This is a genomic window from Kitasatospora sp. NPDC003701 (genome assembly GCF_053587085.1).
Map to the genome: position 1 here is coordinate 1 of NZ_JBSFNM010000050.1, position 17339 is coordinate 17339.

Annotated in this window: 17 protein-coding genes and 4 pseudogenes; 6 read left to right on the forward strand and 15 right to left on the reverse strand. The window is 69.5% G+C overall.

Annotated features, from left to right (window positions below; genetic code table 11):
- Window positions 1-341 precede the first annotated feature (341 nt).
- A complete protein-coding gene (locus ACWDRR_RS33030) occupies window positions 342-752 on the reverse strand; it encodes a peptidase inhibitor family I36 protein (protein WP_449775945.1) in 411 nt (136 codons plus the stop codon).
- 430 nt (window positions 753-1182) lie between these two features.
- Between ACWDRR_RS33030 and ACWDRR_RS33035 the strand changes: the two genes are divergently transcribed.
- The gene (locus ACWDRR_RS33035; RefSeq protein ID WP_449775946.1) at window positions 1183-1590 is read left to right on the forward strand and encodes a DUF5959 family protein; all 408 of its coding nucleotides are present in this window, start codon (window positions 1183-1185) and stop codon (window positions 1588-1590) included.
- 586 nt (window positions 1591-2176) lie between these two features.
- Window positions 2177-2773: a hypothetical protein gene (locus ACWDRR_RS33040; RefSeq protein WP_449776007.1), complete on the forward strand. Its 597-nt coding sequence runs from the start codon at window positions 2177-2179 to the stop codon at window positions 2771-2773.
- Between the two features lie 125 nt (window positions 2774-2898).
- Here ACWDRR_RS33040 and ACWDRR_RS33045 read toward each other — a convergent pair.
- The 4 genes and pseudogenes from ACWDRR_RS33045 to ACWDRR_RS33060 form a co-directional block, all read right to left on the reverse strand.
- Window positions 2899-3045 (reverse strand): annotated as a pseudogene (locus ACWDRR_RS33045) (IS630 family transposase); the annotation flags it as partial.
- An 81-nt stretch (window positions 3046-3126) separates the two neighbouring features.
- The gene (locus ACWDRR_RS33050; RefSeq protein ID WP_449775947.1) at window positions 3127-4335 is read right to left on the reverse strand and encodes an alpha/beta hydrolase family protein; all 1209 of its coding nucleotides are present in this window, start codon (window positions 4333-4335) and stop codon (window positions 3127-3129) included.
- A 183-nt stretch (window positions 4336-4518) separates the two neighbouring features.
- Window positions 4519-4617: pseudogene (locus ACWDRR_RS33055) on the reverse strand (alpha/beta hydrolase); the annotation flags it as partial.
- Between the two features lie 266 nt (window positions 4618-4883).
- Window positions 4884-7325 (reverse strand): right-handed parallel beta-helix repeat-containing protein, encoded by a 2442-nt coding sequence (locus ACWDRR_RS33060; RefSeq protein ID WP_449775948.1) that lies wholly within the window; start codon window positions 7323-7325, stop codon window positions 4884-4886.
- A 455-nt stretch (window positions 7326-7780) separates the two neighbouring features.
- Here ACWDRR_RS33060 and ACWDRR_RS33065 point away from each other — a divergent pair, with 455 nt between their 5' ends.
- Complete coding sequence (locus ACWDRR_RS33065; protein WP_449776003.1) at window positions 7781-8488, forward strand: Scr1 family TA system antitoxin-like transcriptional regulator; 708 nt, start codon at window positions 7781-7783, stop codon at window positions 8486-8488.
- Window positions 8489-8817: 329 nt separating this feature from the next.
- On the opposite strand, the gene ACWDRR_RS33070 is transcribed toward ACWDRR_RS33065, so the two are convergent.
- The 3 genes from ACWDRR_RS33070 to ACWDRR_RS33080 form a co-directional block, all read right to left on the reverse strand.
- Window positions 8818-10071 (reverse strand): hypothetical protein, encoded by a 1254-nt coding sequence (locus ACWDRR_RS33070; RefSeq protein ID WP_449775949.1) that lies wholly within the window; start codon window positions 10069-10071, stop codon window positions 8818-8820.
- A gap of 486 nt (window positions 10072-10557) precedes the next feature.
- Window positions 10558-10752, reverse strand: a complete 195-nt coding sequence (locus tag ACWDRR_RS33075) for a hypothetical protein (protein WP_449775950.1) — start codon at window positions 10750-10752, stop codon at window positions 10558-10560.
- Window positions 10749-10952, reverse strand: a complete 204-nt coding sequence (locus ACWDRR_RS33080; protein WP_449775951.1) for a hypothetical protein — start codon at window positions 10950-10952, stop codon at window positions 10749-10751. The genes ACWDRR_RS33075 and ACWDRR_RS33080 overlap by 4 nt, the downstream gene beginning before the upstream one ends.
- Before the next feature lie 118 nt (window positions 10953-11070).
- Between ACWDRR_RS33080 and ACWDRR_RS33085 the strand changes: the two genes are divergently transcribed.
- The gene (locus ACWDRR_RS33085; RefSeq protein ID WP_449776004.1) at window positions 11071-11451 is read left to right on the forward strand and encodes a CPCC family cysteine-rich protein; all 381 of its coding nucleotides are present in this window, start codon (window positions 11071-11073) and stop codon (window positions 11449-11451) included.
- A gap of 4 nt (window positions 11452-11455) precedes the next feature.
- Here ACWDRR_RS33085 and ACWDRR_RS33090 read toward each other — a convergent pair whose 3' ends face one another.
- The 5 genes from ACWDRR_RS33090 to ACWDRR_RS33110 all read right to left on the reverse strand — a co-directional run bounded on the left by ACWDRR_RS33090 (window position 11456) and on the right by ACWDRR_RS33110 (window position 13712).
- Complete coding sequence (locus ACWDRR_RS33090; RefSeq protein WP_449775952.1) at window positions 11456-11869, reverse strand: hypothetical protein; 414 nt, start codon at window positions 11867-11869, stop codon at window positions 11456-11458.
- Between the two features lie 175 nt (window positions 11870-12044).
- Window positions 12045-12374: a hypothetical protein gene (locus ACWDRR_RS33095; protein ID WP_449775953.1), complete on the reverse strand. Its 330-nt coding sequence runs from the start codon at window positions 12372-12374 to the stop codon at window positions 12045-12047.
- 90 nt (window positions 12375-12464) lie between these two features.
- Entirely contained in the window at window positions 12465-12947 is a 483-nt protein-coding gene (locus ACWDRR_RS33100; protein WP_449775954.1) for a hypothetical protein, read from the reverse strand.
- Window positions 12944-13132: a hypothetical protein gene (locus ACWDRR_RS33105; protein WP_449775955.1), complete on the reverse strand. Its 189-nt coding sequence runs from the start codon at window positions 13130-13132 to the stop codon at window positions 12944-12946. Before ACWDRR_RS33105 ends, ACWDRR_RS33100 begins: the two co-directional genes overlap by 4 nt.
- Before the next feature lie 109 nt (window positions 13133-13241).
- On the reverse strand, window positions 13242-13712 hold the full coding sequence (locus tag ACWDRR_RS33110; RefSeq protein WP_449775956.1) for a DUF4279 domain-containing protein: 471 nt from the start codon (window positions 13710-13712) through the stop codon (window positions 13242-13244).
- 162 nt (window positions 13713-13874) lie between these two features.
- On the opposite strand from ACWDRR_RS33110, the pseudogene istA reads away from it, so the two are divergent.
- Both istA and istB read left to right on the forward strand, forming a co-directional pair.
- Window positions 13875-15522: pseudogene (istA, locus tag ACWDRR_RS33115) on the forward strand (IS21 family transposase).
- A pseudogene (gene istB, locus ACWDRR_RS33120) lies at window positions 15519-16358 on the forward strand (IS21-like element helper ATPase IstB). The pseudogenes istA and istB overlap by 4 nt, the downstream one beginning before the upstream one ends.
- 283 nt (window positions 16359-16641) lie before the next feature.
- On the opposite strand, the gene ACWDRR_RS33125 reads toward istB, so the two are convergent.
- Together ACWDRR_RS33125 and ACWDRR_RS33130 are read right to left on the reverse strand one after the other, a co-directional pair.
- Window positions 16642-17010 carry a hypothetical protein gene (locus tag ACWDRR_RS33125; RefSeq protein WP_449775957.1) on the reverse strand — a complete coding sequence of 123 codons (369 nt, stop codon included), beginning with the start codon at window positions 17008-17010 and terminating at the stop codon, window positions 16642-16644.
- Between the two features lie 136 nt (window positions 17011-17146).
- Entirely contained in the window at window positions 17147-17272 is a 126-nt protein-coding gene (locus ACWDRR_RS33130) for a hypothetical protein (RefSeq protein ID WP_449775958.1), read from the reverse strand.
- Window positions 17273-17339 lie beyond the last annotated feature (67 nt).

A 17339-nucleotide genomic window follows, 5' to 3' on the forward strand; every position in this document is an offset into this window, starting at 1 on the left:
AAGCAACAGGGCTGGATCTGGACCCCCACCGAGCCGGAGAAGGGCCCGGACTACCACTTCAGTGCCGTCAGGAGGCCGGCGGCAGCGCCTACAGGGCCGAGTGCGGGGCGATGCCGTGCGGGACGTACCAGCCGAGCGCCCGGCACAGGACCGAGCCGCGGCGAAGTCGCCCGCTCAAATAGCCAAACACCCGAACGCGCTCGGCCGGTAGGCCTTCACCCCAGCCCGACGGCGGCCAGCGGCCCCTGCGCGACCCGGACGCGGTGGACGACGACACCGAGCCCGGCGACGAATGGACCACCGACGAAGCTGGCCTGGCAGGAACCGGCAGGGTCATACGCTCAACAGGCCCACTGGTGGGAGCGCAGGAAGAACCCGGCGCCGCCGTTCTCGGAGAAGTTGCCGTGGGCGCCGCGGGCCGTGCAGACCACACGGGTGCCGGTCCAGTTGACACCGGTGAACATGGCCACCGGTGCACCCGAGGTGCCGTTGTTGTAGACGGACTGCACTCGGGTTGTATCCGACCAGCTGCACACCAGCGATCCGGCCTGCCAGTCGGCATCGTCGACCCGCCACTCGCACTTGGAGCCCGTGGCGTTGTCCTCGCTCCATACGCAGAACAGCCCTGGGGCGCACTTGCCGTCGAAGGGACTGCTCGTCACGGCTTCGGCGGAAGCCGGAAGGAGCGCGCTCACGGCAGCCGCCCCGGCGAAGACCGAGAACAGCCGTATCCGCTTGCCTGTCCGCAGCATCAGTTCTCCTCGAAGGTCCGGCATCGCCGCGATGACAGCGATGTGGCCACGAACCTATGGGGACACGACCGGGGCATGACAGGGCGCGGAGGATCACGAAGGCGCGCACCGGTGCGCACCGGCGCGTTACTGAGCCGGCCTCGGTCTACGGAACAGCCGTCAGTGCTGAGCCCGGCCCCAGCCTCCGTGCGGCGGGCGGGATCTCTCAACGGCACCTTGCGGGCGGCTGTGGGCCCTATGGTCGGGCCCACGGTGAAGCTCTTCGGTCGGTGCGTCAGCCCGGCCGAGACGCCTCCGGCGGGATTCTCACAGAGCATGGCAGTTCGGCGTGAGAGTTGACGAGAAGTGAGAGCGCCTTCGTGTGTGTCGGTGCCGTCCGGGATGATGCCCTTGTTCGAGATCGAGTGAGAGGGCCGTGATGGACGACGTTGTGGACGATCTGATCCACCTTGCCGATCCGCCTGGGACGAGCGGTCATGTCGTCGCGCTGCGGGTGCTGAAGCGACCGGCTCCGGGCAGCAAATTCCTGGACTGCGAGTTCACCGTCTCGACGGAGACCGTCACCGGCAGCTTCCCCGTTGGGATCACGTCCTTCGACCTGGACAGCTGGGAAGAAGCCCTCGACAGCCTTGCCGGCAACAGGTTCGTCTCGTGGCTGAACTCCGGCCGAACGGTCCAGTTGAAGATCAAGCCGCTCAGCCCCAGGGCGATCGGGGTGTCGATCAGCGACGACCCGTCCTCGCAGGTGACGGTCGGCCTGCCCATGTCCCCACCAGTCGGCTGGATCGAGGACCATCGAGCGCGTTTGGTGAAGGCACGACAGGTCCTTGCAGGCTGAACGTCACCAGTCAGCTCCAGTAGCTGCCGTTGATTGCTGACGCTTCCCACGTCCGGAGCTTGAGTTGCTGCCCTGCGGTGAGGTCTGGCGGCACCCGCATCCGCAGCGAGAAGACCCTGCGCTGGGGCGGCAGGCCCGTCCTCGCCGCGTGATCAAGCAACCCGACGAACGAAAGCGGTCACAGCACCAGCCAGCCAGCCAGGCGGACGGGCGTACGGGCGGACGGGGTGGGGGCAGCCGAGGTGGGGGGCGGCGGGGGAGGAGTGGGCGCCCCGGTCGACGGAGACGAGCTGCCCGCCCCGGGGAGGCCGATCCGCGCCCACACGCCGATCGCCGGCTTCGCGCCGAGGTCGGCGTCCGGCACCTCCGGGGCGATGCCGAGGACGTTCGCCGACCGCGGCGGGGCCCTTGCAGGAACCGGCCAGCCGTACCGTCAGTCGGTATGGTGCGGTTCCGTTCGCATCGACCGGTTTGGTGCGTACGCGACTGAAATTGTGTCCGGTTTCCATGTCGCCCGGGGCTCGTCGCGCACGGTTCCATTTCGTCTGCAAACCAGATGACCCGACAGACGAACGGAGTACTCATCATGCGATTCCGCACGATGACCGCCGCCGCGATCACGGCTCTCACGGTCCTCGGGACGGTTCCGGCCGCGCAGGCGGCCGCCCCGGCCGCCCCCGAGGGGGGTTACAAGATCACGGTCACGAAGCAGAGCCCGGAGATGGAGCAGGCCGTCAACGCGGCGCGCGCCGAGGCGACGGCGTCCGGTGACGCGCTCACGGCGGCGCCCCTCCTGTGCTTCCAGGCCCACACGAAGAAGGTCGGGTGGACCCCCGCGGTGTGCAGTAACCAGGTGGGCCACACCGGGACGGTGGGAAACGCCGACCCGATCGACGGGATCACGCTCTCGGTGTTCGGCAGCCTGGACCTGTACACCCAGGTGCACGCCTCGAACATCCCCCAGAGCAGCGCTGAGCTGCACCTGGTTTCGGGCGACACCGTCGAATACACCGCCGGCGGCGAGCTGATCGAGGCGCTCCACCTGCGGAGCAGCGTGCCCATGTTGGCCTCCGCCCACGTGAAGGATGTCGGCTGGAAGGGCGGGACCCAGTGGCTGAAGGACCAGTGGATCGGCAGCATCGGCGAGGCCCGCTGGATGGAGGCGTTCTGGATCGACATCTGATCCGGCTCCACCGCGCCTGACCACCGCCGGGGCCGGCGTCGCATCGACGCCGACCCCGGCGGTTCGCGTGTCGCCGGCCGTACGGGCCGGGGCCCCGAGCGGCCGCCGCGACGACGATTGACCGGGACCGGGACCCGGTTGCCGCCGGCCGAGGCCGGCAGCATCATCGCCCGTCGGTGGCGCACCGTGTTCGTGCTGCCCCGTCGCACGATCCGCTGCAACTGCTGACCTTCCTGGTCCGTGAGTCCGCGAACCCTGACCGGCTTCGCCACCGGGCTCCCTTGCGAGCTGAACGTCTCACGACGACCAACCGGCTCGGGGCCCTCCAGTACCAACCCGGCGAACCTCTACGGTCACAGCACTGGCTGGTACTGGAAGAGTACTTCCGGATTGTTCGGCGAGGGGCCGTCCAGCAGCGGACTGTTGATCCCCTTCAGCGTCCGGTCGAAGAACGCTGTCACGTACTCGCGGGTGATCACCACCCCGCGTTCCGGGGAGAGGGGCGGCGTAGGGAACCCGGCCTCCTCCAGAAGCAGGTCCAGGTCGGTGAAGCTGGTGTGGCCGGCGCCGGCGACCGTCAGCCACTTCTTGTAGCCGCCGAGGGCGGCCCAGGTCTGCCCCCACGTGGTGTCGTGGCCGCCGACGGGGTGGTTGTCGGCCGCACCCAGCATGAGGAGCGGCCGGTTGATCTGGCCGGGCATCGGGGCCGGGTGGAAGGAGCCGTCCATGTTCACTCCGGCCCGTACTCGCGGGTCGGCGATCATCGTGGTGGTGGCCGCCGCTCCGCCGAGGGAGTGTCCGGCCATGCCGATCTCGTGCTTGTTGATGTGGTGTGCCGGGCGCCACGCGGTATGGCCGTGCGTCAACTGGTCGATCACGAAGGACACGTCCAGCGCGCGGCTGGCGGCGACGGAGTCGAAGTCGAGCGCCGGGTTGTGGCAGATCGCGCACGGCGGTGTCTGGCCGTTCGCCAGCGTCTCGCCGCTGTCCTCGTAGGTGTGGCCGACGAGCGCGACGATGTAGCCGTGACTGGCCAGGTCGGTCGCGAGCGAGGTGAGCACCATGCGCGGGTCCTCGTACCCGGGTGAGAGGACCACCAGCGGATACGTGCCCCTCCGCGGCCGCGCGCCGTCGAAGGCGTGAGTGGTGACGCTGGAGAGGTTCTGTGGGGTGACGCCGTAGCTCGCCGGCAACTGCCGCTGCTGGATGGCTCCGGCTGCCTCGGCGAGGGTCATGTATGGGGCCGGAGTCCCGGTCCCGGGGACGGCCGGGTAGACCATCGTGACGGTCAGTTGGCGGGGGCCGGATGACGGCACCCACGGGTCGGGACGGCTCGCGTCGGTGAGGTGGATGACGTCCTCGCCGGCGGCGTAGGGGCCGGTCGGCGCGGGTAGCGTGCCCTGGAAGGACCGCGGGGGCGCGGCGGCCGTGGCGGCGGTCGCGTGCACGGTGGACGGCGGGGTCGTGGCCGCGAGTCCGGTGCCGGTCGCGGCCACTGATGCGGCGAGAGCCAGGATGGCGACAGCGCTGACACGGCGCTTGCGGTTCGAGGTGGTGTTCACGGGCACGATCCTGTCCGGCCCCGCCCTGACGCTCGATCATGCGGGCTTCCGTCTTGAGGGTGGTGCTGGTTACACCCTGAGATCCCCAGCGGCGCGAGGTCCCCTTCGCCGGCATCGTCGAGCGCCACCTTCGTCCTGGCCTACGACGAACACGACGCCAAGTCCTACCGCTGGACCTACGACGGCAGCCTCAGGCGTCCACACGGTGCCGGGGATCTCGCCGAGGGTGAATTCGCGTTCGAGGATGCCGTCATCGAGACGCTGTTCAGAAGTGAATTGCACGGTCGTGTCTTTCGGGAGGGCTCTTGAACGGCGCTCCCGGACGACCTATCGCCCGACCGTGACCCCGGAGGGGAGCACCCATGTCGATACTGCGTTCACGGGTACCACCTCCTCGTTCTCTCGCACGGCCTCCGGAAACGTAGTAGTGGCCGCCGTGGTCCGCCAACGGGTTTCCGCCCGGGCCGGTGTGGGCCGGGGCGGATTCCGGGGGAACGACGCCGGGGCGGCGCTCGGTCGAGCGCCGCCCCGGGTTCGTCAGCGCGGTGTCAGTAGGTGTAGATGGTGTAGGTGACGTCGGTGCGGCCCGCGTAGGCGTAGCTGAGGGCGAAGCGGTGGGTGTCGGGGCGGAAGATGCCGTAGGTGGTGCGGCCGGTGCCGAGCCAGTCGCCGACGACGGGGAGGTCACCCTTCTCGCCGTAGGCGGCGGTGGAGACGCTGCCGTCGTCGTGGCGGAGGATGAAGAGGTTGGGGTCGCCGGCGTTGCGGCCGGGGCGGAACAGGCCGAACTGGGCGTGCTTGACGCCGTCCCAGTCGCCGACGACGGGGACGTCGCCGGGGTCGCCGAAGCGCATCGTGGTGATGGTGCCGTCGTCGTGGCGTACGGCGAGCAGGCCGGTACTGGGGCGGTAGACGGCCAGCTGGTCCGACCGGGCGCTGCCGTCCCACTTGCCGACGACGGGGAGGTCACCGGGGTCCCCGAACTGCACGGTCGAGACGGACCCGTCGCGGTGGCGCAGGGCGAAGGTGGAGGTGCTCGGCCGGTAGATCGCCTGCTGGCACTGGCAGGTGTTGTCCCAGTTGCCGACGACGGGGACATCGCCCAGGTCACCGAAGTGCCAGCTGGTGGACGGCGTCGAGTCGGTCTTGTTGTACGAGAACACCCAGTTGCCGTTGTCGAACAGGCCGTTGTGGCTGGTGGGGCCACTGAAGTAGCCGGTGAACGGTACGCCTGCCTGGGGACCGCGGACCCACGTCGGCATCGAGGTGCTCGCGGTGTGGCCGTGGTCGTCGGTGACCGTCTCGGTCACGGTGTAGTGGCCGCCCACGCCGAAGTCGTGGGTGAGGGTCGTGGGCGCGTTGGGGCCCTCGACGACCGTGGGGGCGGTGCCGTCACCGAAGTCGTAGACGCGCCGGACGATCGGCCAGGGGCCGATGCTCTGGGAGTTCACCACGATGCCGGCGCGGGCATAGTCGCCGTTGCCCCAGGTGAACCGCGCCTGGAGCTCCTGGACCGGGGCGAGGGTGACCTTGGCGGTGGACGTGCGGACCACGCCGGACGGGCCGGTCCCGGTCAGCGTCGCGGTGTACGTGCCGGCGGCCGGGTAGTTGTGGTCGATGAACTTGTACCCGGGGTCGACCAGCTGGGGCACGCTGCCGTCGCCGAAGTCCAGGGTGCCGGTTCCCGGCCCCCAGCTAGCGGTGTAGCTGACCTCGAACCGTGCGTTGAGCGGGTAGCCCGGCTGGCCGTACGGGACGCCGCTCATGTTGACGTTCAGCGGGTCCTGGAGCTCGATGGCCCCGCGGTCCCGGAAGCCCGCGGTCCCGAGGTTGGGGACCCCCGGGTGGTCGGCCGGCGCGTCGCCGTAGACGTCGGTGGCCAGCATGCCGGGGGCGGTCGTGTCCGCCGCGTCCGTCACGGCCGCGGTGGCGGACGGGGTGTAGTTGTTGACGACCCGGTTGAACCCCGGGTCGGTGTTGTTGTCGTGCTCGCCCTGTCCGGTGGCCCGGAAGGCCTCGGAGGTGGCGTAGGACGTGCCGCCCCAGGAATAGGAGTCGGTGCCCGACGGCACGACGGTGTTGTAGTCGACCTTGGTGCCCTGTGTGGAGCCGGTCGACACCACCAGCGGGGTCGCCGTCGGGACCGCGCCGTCGCAGGAGGCGGTGGGGACCCTGGTCACGATGTTGTTCTCGACCACCGCGCCGGTGGAGGTTCCGGCGAGCTCCAGGTCGGTCTGGCAGTTCCGCCCGAAGGTGTTGCTCACCACGACGGTGCCGGGGGCGTCGGTGGCGATCACGCCCCGGCCGGTGCCGTCGGCGATCTGGTTGGTGGTGACGACGGTGCCGCTGACCCCGGCCTCGACCGCGACGCCGGCGACGGGCGCCCCGAAGAACCGGGTGCGGCTTACCGTGACGTCCGCGCTGGACCCGGTGATCCGGACGGTCGGGGTCGCCTGCGGGAAGGCCCGGACGCCGTTGAAGACCGGGTTGCCGCCGCTGGCGTCGTCGCGGTCCAGGACGATCCGCGTGGAGTCCTTGACGAGCACGGCCTCCTGCGGGGCCTTGAGGTTGAGACCGGTGACGGTGACGTCGTGGACGCCGTCGAGCAGCAAGGCGTGCGGAGCGGGGTTCGAACCCTGGCTCCACTCCTCGGTTCCCACGAACGTGCTCGGCACGCGGTACGGGATGTCGCTCTTGAAGACGATCGGCTTGCCCGGCAGGCCGGAGCGCTTGACGGTGACCTGGCCGATGAACCGGCGGTTGGGCGCGATGTCGACAGTCTGCCCCGGTTCGACCACGTCGGCGGCGGCCTGGACGGTGCAGAACGGCTGCCCCTTGGTACCGGTGCCGGTGTCCGAGCAGTTCGCGCTGGGACCGTTGTCCACGTAGAGCACGGCGCTCGCGGCGTGGGCGGTGAACGGCAGCACGGTCCCGGCGACCGTGGAGCCGGCGATCGCGACGGCCAGGCCGACGCGACGGGATATTGCCATGACTGGGGTCCCCCTGGTGTGACTCGGTGTGAGGTCGGCGTCGTCCTGAGCGGCACGCCGGCGGAGGCTCTTCGCAGACGGACTGAATGGAAGGGCGGCACAAGTATCCACGAGCCCTTCACGCGGCCTCAACCGGATATCCCGCCGGCGGGAGGGCCGTTCGCCGGGCCGTCCGCTCTTCCTCAACGCCGCATCGTCGCGCCCGGACCCACTGCCGACCGCCGACGCCGGGGGCCGCTGACGTGGCCGGGCCGGACTCGACTGAAGGGGAGGAAGGGATGCATCCAGCTGTGCGATCCCTCATCGGACTGATGCCGCCGCACGGTGGCTCCGGTGACATCGTCGACCGGGACTCGGTGATCGTTCCCGGAACGCGGACCGCCGCAGGCCCCCAACACCCTTGCGTCCGACCCGCGCCGTTGCCGGTCGGACGTTCCGGCACCAACGAGCGCGTCATGTCGTGCCGTTCCACGCGTCCTCGGACGGCTGCTCGTGGCCGCCATCTCCACGGCGATCGCCCGTGGCATCCGACACCTCCGGACCGGCCCGAGGCCCGCCCCTCGGGCCGGAGAATCCACAACTTCGCCACAAGGAAGCCGTGTCGCGGCCGCGTCGGTCACCTCCCTGGAATCATCCCTACTGGGCGTCGGGGAGGTGCCCGTGGACAGGCCACGCCGACACGGCCGAACAACCCGGCCGAGTACTGGTTCGTCGTCCATGAGGCGCTGTTGCTCCAGAAGTTCACCCCGCACCCCTCTCTGATGCGCGAACAGCTTCTCCGGCTGCTCGACGTGAGCGACTTCGCGAACGTGAGTCTCCAGGTGATGCCGCTGGACTCGGAACCGCACCCCGGCGCCCGGGGCAACTTCTCGATCTTCCACTTCCCCAAGCCCTGGCCCTCCCTCGTCTCTGCCGAAAGCGCGGGAGTGAACCACTGCACCGAAGGCCAGGAAGCCGCGGAGCGGTTCCAAACGGACTTCGACCGCATCGTGGCATCGGCGCTCCCCGCCGATCGCCACCCGACGCAAGCCGCCGATTGGGCGGCGGCGTCGCCGTCTTCGACTCCAAGCGTCCCGACCGTGCCGAACTGCGATTCACCGAAGCCGACCACCGAACCCGACTGGGACGCCTTCAAGGAAGGCATCCTTCCGGGCCTGCTCTGACTCCGCCACGAAGGACCGGTTCCCCGTCCGAAGCACGGGGAACCGGCCCTTGCCACTTGAAGGCTTGCAGGTCAGAGCCGGTCTTGCTGGCTCAGGCAAGTACGACCCGCCACGTGCGGATGCAGGCGCGCGCCGAACGGCCCTGACGCGCCGGTGGCACGCTCGCGGTCGGCGGGGCCGGCCTCAGGGTGTGCCGACCTATCACCCCCACCGACCCGCGCCCCAGGGAGCCACGGGGTCCCCGAAGTCCACCGGCGCGGCTCGACTGGTCAGGCGCCCCGGGAGTCGGCCGTTGATGCGTCGGCGGCCGGGAGGTCGGCCCCGCCGGTTCAGCGGTACTGCTCCGGGACCCCCATCTCCTCCGAGCCGTCAGGATGGTATTCCATCCCGGGGTTCGCGACCTCGGCGACGACGATCCACGGCTTGTCCCCGGCCCGCTCGCAGCTTGCCTGCAGGCGCAAGGGCGTGTCCCAGTACCCGTCGACCCAGTCGGCGATGTCCCTGAACCAACTCGGCGGCGCTGAGTTCTCCAACTGCCGGCGCGCGCCCTCGCCGCGCTCCAGGGCCCGGATGACGCTCTGGCGGCCAGGCGCGGCGACCCCGTCGACCCCAGGGGTGAACCGGGCCGGTCCCCAGATCACCGACTGCAGCTCCACACGTTGCTCATCGGTGAGGTGCGGTCCGGGTGAGTGATCCACCTCGGCCTCGTCGCGCACCGTGAGGGTGATCGTGTCGAGGTGGTCCAAGCCGACCGGCCCGTCCAGAGTGGTGGAGAGCCACAAGGTGTTCGGGCCCACGCGGATCAGGCGGAAGGTCAGTTCGGGGGTCAGCTCCCGATGCCAGCGGTCGCGCTCGATCTGCGCCACCTCCTCGGCGGTCCTCGCCGAGTTCGCGGCGGCGGCCGCCGCCTTGCGGGTCGTCCAGTAGGCCATGACCGCGGTCACCACCACCCCGGCCGCGGCCGCGATGGCGCCGACCGCCGTCCAGTCGTCAGTGTTCATGACGGGCGACCGTAGCAGCGCTCGCGGACGTGCCCGGGCGCGATGGTGGGATCGGGACATGATCGTTGCCCAGGACATTTCCCTGGCCCCGGCCACCCGCCGTCCGACCGTCCTGGACGGCTGATTCGGCTGGTCCAGGTACCGGTCGATCGTGGCGCGGGACATGCCGGTCAGCTGGTGGAGCCGGGACTTGCTCATACCCGTGCCGACCGCCCAACGGACCATGGGGCCCCAGGAGTTCTCCACTTCGTCACGTGCAGCGGCCCACGCCTGCGTGCAGAGCTCGATCAGCGGCTGGGGCCAGAGAAGGGCGGGGCGGTCGGCGGACACGAACATCTGCCAGTTGTCCGGGGTGGGCGGCAGTGCACCGCGGGACGGCACGGCGACCATGGCCTCGGTGCGGGCGTCGAGGCTCTCGCCGTGGACGGCCGCGGTCTTGACGCTGAGCCCGTTGTAGATCTTCTGAAGGTGCGCCCACCAGAGCTTGCGCTCGTCTGCGGTCAGCAGCCCGGCGTAGCGGTCGAGCAGCCAGTCAATCTGCTCGTCCGAGGTGTCCCTCGTGACCTCGTCCCTGAGCTGCACGATCCTGTCGTGGCTGGCGGCGAGCCGGTCGGCCCGGGCGGGCCGCGACCGCCGGCGCCCACGGGATCATCTGTGTGACCAGGCGCTCCACCTCGGCGTCCGCCTCGGCGTCCGCCGCGGCCCGGCCGACCTCCTCCTGCGTGCAACGCGCGGAGTGCCATCCACTGCCGCCGAACTCCCGGTACCCGTTGCTGAGGAAGGACGGGCCGGGGCCGTACTCCGCCAGGGCCTCCTCCCGCATGTCCTTGCTCGTGCGCAGGGGCGGCTCCACCATGACGAACCCTCGCGCAGGGCCGGACGCCGGCCGGTTGATGTGTTGCTCGATACGCACTACACCGCGAGACGTATCGAACGATACATTCTGCGTGGACCGGGCCCTGGCCGGGGCCCGCTCCACGCGGTTCAACTACCGGCCGTGGACAGGCGGCTGCCCCGGGCACCCGGGTGCCCGGGCGGTGTCCTCGGGGTCACCGCCCGGCCGGCCGGTCAGCCCTGCTCGAAGGCTTCGGTGTGCAGGCGCCGGGAGACCACCACGGCGATGGTGTCCAGCGCCGCCCGCAGCTGCAGGTGTTCGCCGCCGTCCACCGGCACGGTCGTGTTGAGGAGCAGGCTAGAGGCGGCCAGGGTGCTGAACGCGGCGTCCGGCCGCCCGTGCGCGACCTGGCCGACGGTGACGGTCACCGAGTGCCGGCCAGCAGGGTCAGCGTCAGGCCGGCCAGGACGCGGTCGCAGACGATGGAGACTTGCCGCTCGACCCTGCCCTTGCCGGTGGGGCGATAGGCGGCGAGCACGTCGATGTCGAAGTCGTAGTGTCCGGCGAACGCCACCGCCTCGGGGTGCAGTGGGACCGCTTCGCCCGGGGCGACGTGTCGGCGGACCACGGTCTTGGTGCGATCGTAGACGATCGTCCTCGGCGCTCCTCTAATATGCGGGTCTCGTTGTCAAGTCCAAGGAATCCGCTGGGGCATCTCGTTGGCATGGTGCAGGATGGCGGCCGTGATGCTGACCTTTCCCTGTGTGTGCTGCGGCCATCTGACCCTGGGCGAGTCACCCGGCTCGTCTGAGATCTGCCCGGTGTGCTTCTGGGAAGACGATCGCGTGCAGTTGCGCTGGCCCAACTGGGCCGGCGGCGCGAACGGGCCGTCGCTGACCGAGGCCCAGGCAAACTTCAAGGAGTTCGGAGTGTGCGAGGAACGGTTCGTGACCAAGGTCCGGCCGCCTCAGGATGACGAGCCGCTGGATCCGAACTGGCGGCCCATCGATTCGGAGCGGGACCACTTCGAACCCCGCGGCAGGCAGGAGGCACCGTGGCCTGACGACTGTACGGTCCTGTACTGGTGGCGTTATCGCGACACCGGATTCTGGCGACGCAGCAGATGAGGCGTCAGCCGGCCCGCTCGTCGAGCAGGGTCAGGAGCCCGTCGAAGATCTGCTCGCGGGCGACGTGGCCCTTGGCCGCCGCGTCCTTCCTCTGGCGTTCAAGCGTCGGTCGGAACTCGATCGTAGTGACGAAGAACGGGCACGACTCGCAGATCGACTCGAAGTGGCAGTCCATCTCGACGGGGCGAGCGCAGTAGCCTCTGCCCAGCATCCGGCGGTGCATCTCCCGGCGGAGCTTGGCCATCTCCGTGCCTTCGGCCTCGGCGGGCAGCTGGCGCGGGGCGTCGTAGAGCGCCTCGACCTTCTCCGAGACGGCGAAGTACTCGTCGGCGACGGTGCGGTCGGCGATCCGCGCGTAAACACGGGTCATGGACAGCGACCGGCGACCGAGCAAGGCGGCGATGGCTTCCAGGGACATGCCCCCGGTTGATCGCCTGGGTGGCCAGCGTCCGGCTTGTGTCCGCAGAGCCCGTGTGCGCACGAACCGTGTGGTCATTGAGCAGGTCGATTTCCGACGCCGTGTTCGTGATGTCGAGAGCTGCGTGTATTGTACTCCGGCGAATCTGATGTGATGCAGCTCACTTCGTTGCGGGTCAGTTGGCAGGCGTGAATCCATCGGATTGGTCGAGCTGGAATGGCGGACCGGGGGTCTCCGCTGTCCAGCCGCCGGCGCGGGCGGTCCGGATAGCCGTAGCCACCTTCGCTGGCAGGACGGCGTGGGCAGGGAAGCCAAGCCAGTTGCTTGGGTGAGGCTGGTTCGTCGTGACCACCAGCGTGGCGCCTGGAGTCACGTCCTGTTCGACCGCGTATGCCAGTGGCCGCCAAGCCAGGCCACGCGCGTAGGTCGCCCGCCTGCGGACCGTCCATCGGTAGGTGACGCCGTCGACGCTGATGCGCCGCGAGCCCTTTCTGGCGAGTGCCATGACCTCCTCCTTCTCCCGATAGGACAGTATCCGCAGAGGCCCAATACGGTGTCGTGCGCATTCCTGCCTGCGACGCCCTTCCAGAGGGCGTCAACTGCAGGTCCCGATGACCGTGGTCCGTGGTGCGTGGTCCGTGGTCCGTGGTGCGGGGAGGCGAGCGATCCGGTTGCCTGCTGCGGAGGTCTCCCGCAGTCGGACGATTTCCTCGTGCTGGGCGGCGAGCCGGGCCAGGGCCTGCTCGCGGAAATCGGCAAGGTCGGTGTTGGCCTGTTCCGCCTTCGCGAGTCGCTCTTTGAGCTTCGTGTTCTCGGCCTTGAGGCGGGCGATCTGGGCTTCGCGCGGGTCGGGTGTCTCGCCGGCCTGCTGGAGCGCCTGAAGGCGGCCTTCGAATTCGGCGCGGAGGTGGCCGTAGGGGCGGGTGCCGTAGAACGCGGTGCGGTCGACGCCCGCCTCCTGGGCGAGGGTCTTGACGTTGCACTTCCCGCCGGGCGGGATCTCATCACGAAGCAGCCGGTCCATGGCGGCCCTGATGCGGTTCTCGTTCTCGGCCCTCTGGGCTGCTGTGATCCTCATGCCGACTCCTCGTCGTTGCTTGCGGCGGAGGCCGTGTCGATCTCGGTGACCACGCGGGCGGCCCTGTCGTAGTCGGTCTGGAGTCGGGCGCGTTCGGTCTTCGGGGCGGAGCCGAGCTGGCCGAGGAAGGTCTGGGTGCGTTGTGTCCAGGACGGTGTTTTCTGGCCCCGGGGTGACGGTCGCAAGTGGCCCCACTGAGGAACGGTTTAAGTTGGCTCCACCCGGCAGTTGGCGGGGTGGAGGTGCTCGTGCGGTAGTACTGGCTCCGCGCTGAGCGAGCGCGAGGTCGCGCGCTCAGATGGTGTCGTCGCTTGGGGTCATGTCGTACTCGTCGACATCGAGCTCAGCGCCGACTGCAGCGAGGAAATCCAGGACATCGCGCCCCAGATGCCAGCCGAAGAGGTTGGGAGTGTCAGGAGCGTCCGGGTGGCTGGGCGATTCGTCGTCGTCGGAGTCGTTGAAGTAGCGAACCACCTGCAGCACTGCCCCGCCCTCGTCGATCGCCAGCTGATCTGCCAGCTCGGTTATGCGGGCCGTGTGGGGCTGGAGCCTGTCGAGGATGCGGGCGATCTGCTCGTCGACGCACAGGTCGGGATCCCGACAGACGACCTTCCAGCTATGGCTGACAGGAATCGCCTTGGGCTCTGTGATCCGGCTACCGCGGACGGACACCTCGTCAGGAGCGATACCCAGTTGCGAGGTCATCTCATCGGCGGAGACACGCGGGCTGAACAAGGCGAAGTAGACGTACTGGCGAAGAGGCATCTGGGGATGCTAGCCGTGCAGGGAGTGCGCTGACCAGCAATTTCAGGTGGCCCAGGGGCTGGCGGCGACACTCGTTTGGAGTAGTGCGGGATTGACCGGGCTCCGGCAATCAGATCACGCTGTGTGAGTTCATAGTCACGGCCGTGTCAGGAGGCCGAAGATTTGCAGCGCGTCGAGTTGTTCGAGCGGATTCGCCGGGACAAGAGGCTGGAGAACGCCTCCGTTCGGGAGTTGGCCCGCCGTTACTCCGTCCATCGCCGGGTGGTCCGCCAGGCCCTGGATACCGCGTTGCCTCCGAAGCGGAAAGAGCCCGTGACCCGTCGCTCCGCGCTGGACGCGGCCAAGGGCTGGATCGACGAGATGCTGCGGGCGGACCTGACCGCGCCGCCCAAGCAGCTGCACACCAACAAGCGGATCCTGGCCCGGCTGCGGGACGAGTACGGCTTCACCGCGGTCGCCTACACCACGCTCAACGACTACCTGCGGGTCCGCCGGCCGCAGATCAAGGACGAGGCGGACCGGGTCCGGATGCTGCACGAGGGCATGGTTCCCCAGTTTCATCGGCCCGGTGAGGAGGTCGAGGACGACTTCGCCGAGGTCTGGGTACGGCAAGCCGCTGCAGTGCCAGATGTTCACGCTGCGGCTGTCGTATTCGGGCAAGGCAATCCACCGGGTGTTCTCGACGGCCGGTCAGGAAGCCTTCATGCAGGGCCACGTGGACGCCTTCCGGATCCTGGGCGGCGTCCCGGTTCGGCACATCCGCTACGACAACCTGAAGCCCGCGGTCTCCCAGGTCTGCTTCGGCCGCTCGCGGGTGGAGTCGCAGAGGTGGGTGGTGTTCCGCTCGCACTACGGCTTCGACGCGTTCTACTGCCGGCCCGGCAAGGAGGGCGCGCAGGAGAAGGGCAGTGTCGAGCACGAGGGCGGGCGCTTCCGTCGCTCGCACCTGGTCCCGGTCCCTGAGGTCGACACGCTGGCGGAGTTGAACGTGCGGATCGAGCGGATCGAGGCGGAGGAGGACGCCCGGCACATCGACAACCGGCCCACCTCGGTCGGCTTCGACTTCGCCTATGAGTCCCCGCTGCTGGCGCCGGTCCCCGAGGAGGAGTTCGACGTCGGGCTGACGCTGACGCCGCGGGTCGACAAGACCTCCCGGATCACGGTCCGGCAGAACAAGTACTCCGTCCCGGCCCGGTTCATCGGCAGGACGGTGCGGGTCCCGCTGCGGGCCGACGAGGTCCTGGTCTTCGAGCACCACAAGGTTGTGGTCCGCCACCCGCGGCTGGCCGGCCGCTACGGCTTCCGTGACCTGCTCGACCACTACCTGGAGATCCTGCGGGACAAGCCCGGCGCGCTGGAGAACTCCACCGGCCTGGCCGCGGCCCGCGAGAGCGGCCTTTTCACCGCGGTCCACGACGCGTTCTGGGCCGCCGCCCGCGAGGCGAGGGGCCGCTCGGAGGGGACCCGGGCTCTGATCGACGTCCTGCTGCTTCATCGCCGGCTGCCGGACGACGCGGTGGTCGCGGGGATGAGTGCGGTCCTGGAGGCCGGGTCGGTCTCCCCGGACCTGGTGGCGATCGAGGCCCGCAAGGCACTCGCCGCGGCCGGCGGCCCGCCGCCGGTGGTGATCGCCCCGCCGCCCGCCGCCCCGCCGCCCGCCGCCCCGCCGCCCGAAGACCAGGACGACGTCGCGGCGCGGGTGATCTCCCTGCCCGAGCGCCGCTCCGCCCTCCCGCCGGACACCCGGCCGGAGCCCTCCCTGGCCGCCTACGGCCAGCTGCTGTCCATCCAACCGAGAGGCTCAGCATGACGCAGAGCACCACCCCCGACGCCCCTTCGACCACGGGGCGGTGGGGTTTCTTCGGCCTGCCCGCACAGCGCGGCGCCAACCCGGCGGCGACGATTGACGCGGCCTGCCGGAGCCTGGGCCTGTCCACGATCCGCGGCCGCTGGGAGGAGTTCGCGGCCCAGTCCCTGCGCGAGCAGTCCTCCTACGCGGACTTCCTCGCGGGACCTGCTGGAGAGCGAGTGCGACGACCGCGACGAGCGGCGCAAGCAGCGGCGGGTCAAGGAGGCCGGATTCCCGCGCAACAAGCGCATCGAGGACTTCGACTTCTCGAAGAACCCGAACGTCCCGCAGGAGGTCATCAACACCCTCGCCCAGCCCGCCTGGGTCCAGGCCGGCAACCGCTCTGCCTGATCGGCGACTCCGGCACCGGCAAGTCGCACCTTCTGATCGGCCTGGGCACCGCGATTGCCGAGGCCGGCGGCCGCGTCCGCTACACCACGGCGGCGAACCTGGTGAACGAGCTCGCCGAGGCCGCCAGCGACAAGCAGCTCGGGCGAACCATCAAGAAGTACGGGCGAGTTGACCTGCTCTGCCTGGACGAGCTCGGCTACGTCAAGCTCGACCGACACGGCGCCGAACTGCTGTTCCAGATCTTCACCGAGCGCGAGGAGCGGCACGCGATCGCGATCGCCTCGAACCGGCCCTTCACCGAGTGGGACCAGACCTTCACCGACAAGCGGCTCTGCCAGGCGATCGTCGACCGGCTCACCTTCGAGGCCCACATCATCGAGACCGGCACCCAGTCCTTCCGCCTCGCCAGCACCACGGCCAAGCGCAAGGCGGCCGCAGCAGCCTGACCTGCCGTCGGACCCCATCCCGCGAACAGGCAAGCATCAAACACGGCGCCCGCCCGTTCGCATTCCTGTTAGGGGACGCGACCGGGCGGGCTCCGTGAGAACCACGCTACCGGCCGCCGCGGGCCGCCATCGCCACCCGAGCCCCGCAGCCCAGGGACGCCGGGGAAACGTCACCCGATCGGGGTGGGGCCAATCCAACCAGTTCCTTCTCGACACTGCCCCAAGCCGTCACCCGAACGGCCTAGAATGGGGGCAGATGAAACCGTTCCGGTGGGGCCAAAATTCACCGGCGCAGACAGCGTTGGGCGTGTTCGGCCCAGACGGGGCGGTGGCAGGGCTGGTGGGTGGCCTGCGGGCAGCGGGTGGAGTCACACATCCAGACCAGCGGACGGTCGGTGGTGGGGGTTCCTGCCAGCTTGAGGTAGAGCGCCCGGGAGGGGTCGGTGAACCAGCAGTAGTTCGCGGGCCCGAGGTGGGGAACCTTGGCTCGCTTGGTCAGCAGGTTGAGCAGGTCTCTGTCGCTGCGTTGCGTCTTGGGTGCCACTGGCGGGTCGAGCCTCCCGTCGATGCTGGCGAAGAACTCGGTGAGGCTCCGTGCGCCGGGGCCGGCCGGAAGGACGCCCTGCTGGTAGTTCCGGAACTCGTCCAGCACGAGTTGGAGGTTGCGTTCGCTCTCGTGCTTGTTGACCTCGGCCAGCAGCTCGGCCTGAGCCCCGCCGGGGCGGGATAATGGTGGACTCGGGTATTGGAACTGCCCGAGTGCCTCCCTCTGAAGTGCCGTCGCAGCGTCAGTCGTCGGCTGCGACGAGGAGGATGAGTGTCGCTGCCAGGCGGTCGATGAGGACGAGTTCGTGGTAGTCGATGTGGATCGGGCCGTAGTCGTGGAACGCGTCCTCCGGAAGCTGGCCCAGCACGTATCTGCTGGTCGCCTTGCGGGCCGGGATGTAGATCTCCTGATGCAGGCGTGACGCAAGGGGCTCC

What these genes read in the sequence shown, in the direction of transcription:
- ACWDRR_RS33030 (WP_449775945.1), bottom strand. Translation starts at nt 752, where the DNA reads ATGCTGCGGACAGGCAAGCGGATACGGCTGTTCTCGGTCTTCGCCGGG.
- ACWDRR_RS33040 (WP_449776007.1), top strand. Translation starts at nt 2,177, where the DNA reads ATGCGATTCCGCACGATGACCGCCGCCGCGATCACGGCTCTCACGGTC.
- ACWDRR_RS33060 (WP_449775948.1), bottom strand. Translation starts at nt 7,325, where the DNA reads ATGGCAATATCCCGTCGCGTCGGCCTGGCCGTCGCGATCGCCGGCTCC.
- ACWDRR_RS33065 (WP_449776003.1), top strand. Translation starts at nt 7,781, where the DNA reads ATGTCGTGCCGTTCCACGCGTCCTCGGACGGCTGCTCGTGGCCGCCAT.
- ACWDRR_RS33085 (WP_449776004.1), top strand. Translation starts at nt 11,071, where the DNA reads ATGCTGACCTTTCCCTGTGTGTGCTGCGGCCATCTGACCCTGGGCGAG.
- ACWDRR_RS33090 (WP_449775952.1), bottom strand. Translation starts at nt 11,869, where the DNA reads ATGTCCCTGGAAGCCATCGCCGCCTTGCTCGGTCGCCGGTCGCTGTCC.
- ACWDRR_RS33095 (WP_449775953.1), bottom strand. Translation starts at nt 12,374, where the DNA reads ATGGCACTCGCCAGAAAGGGCTCGCGGCGCATCAGCGTCGACGGCGTC.
- ACWDRR_RS33100 (WP_449775954.1), bottom strand. Translation starts at nt 12,947, where the DNA reads ATGAGGATCACAGCAGCCCAGAGGGCCGAGAACGAGAACCGCATCAGG.
- ACWDRR_RS33110 (WP_449775956.1), bottom strand. Translation starts at nt 13,712, where the DNA reads ATGCCTCTTCGCCAGTACGTCTACTTCGCCTTGTTCAGCCCGCGTGTC.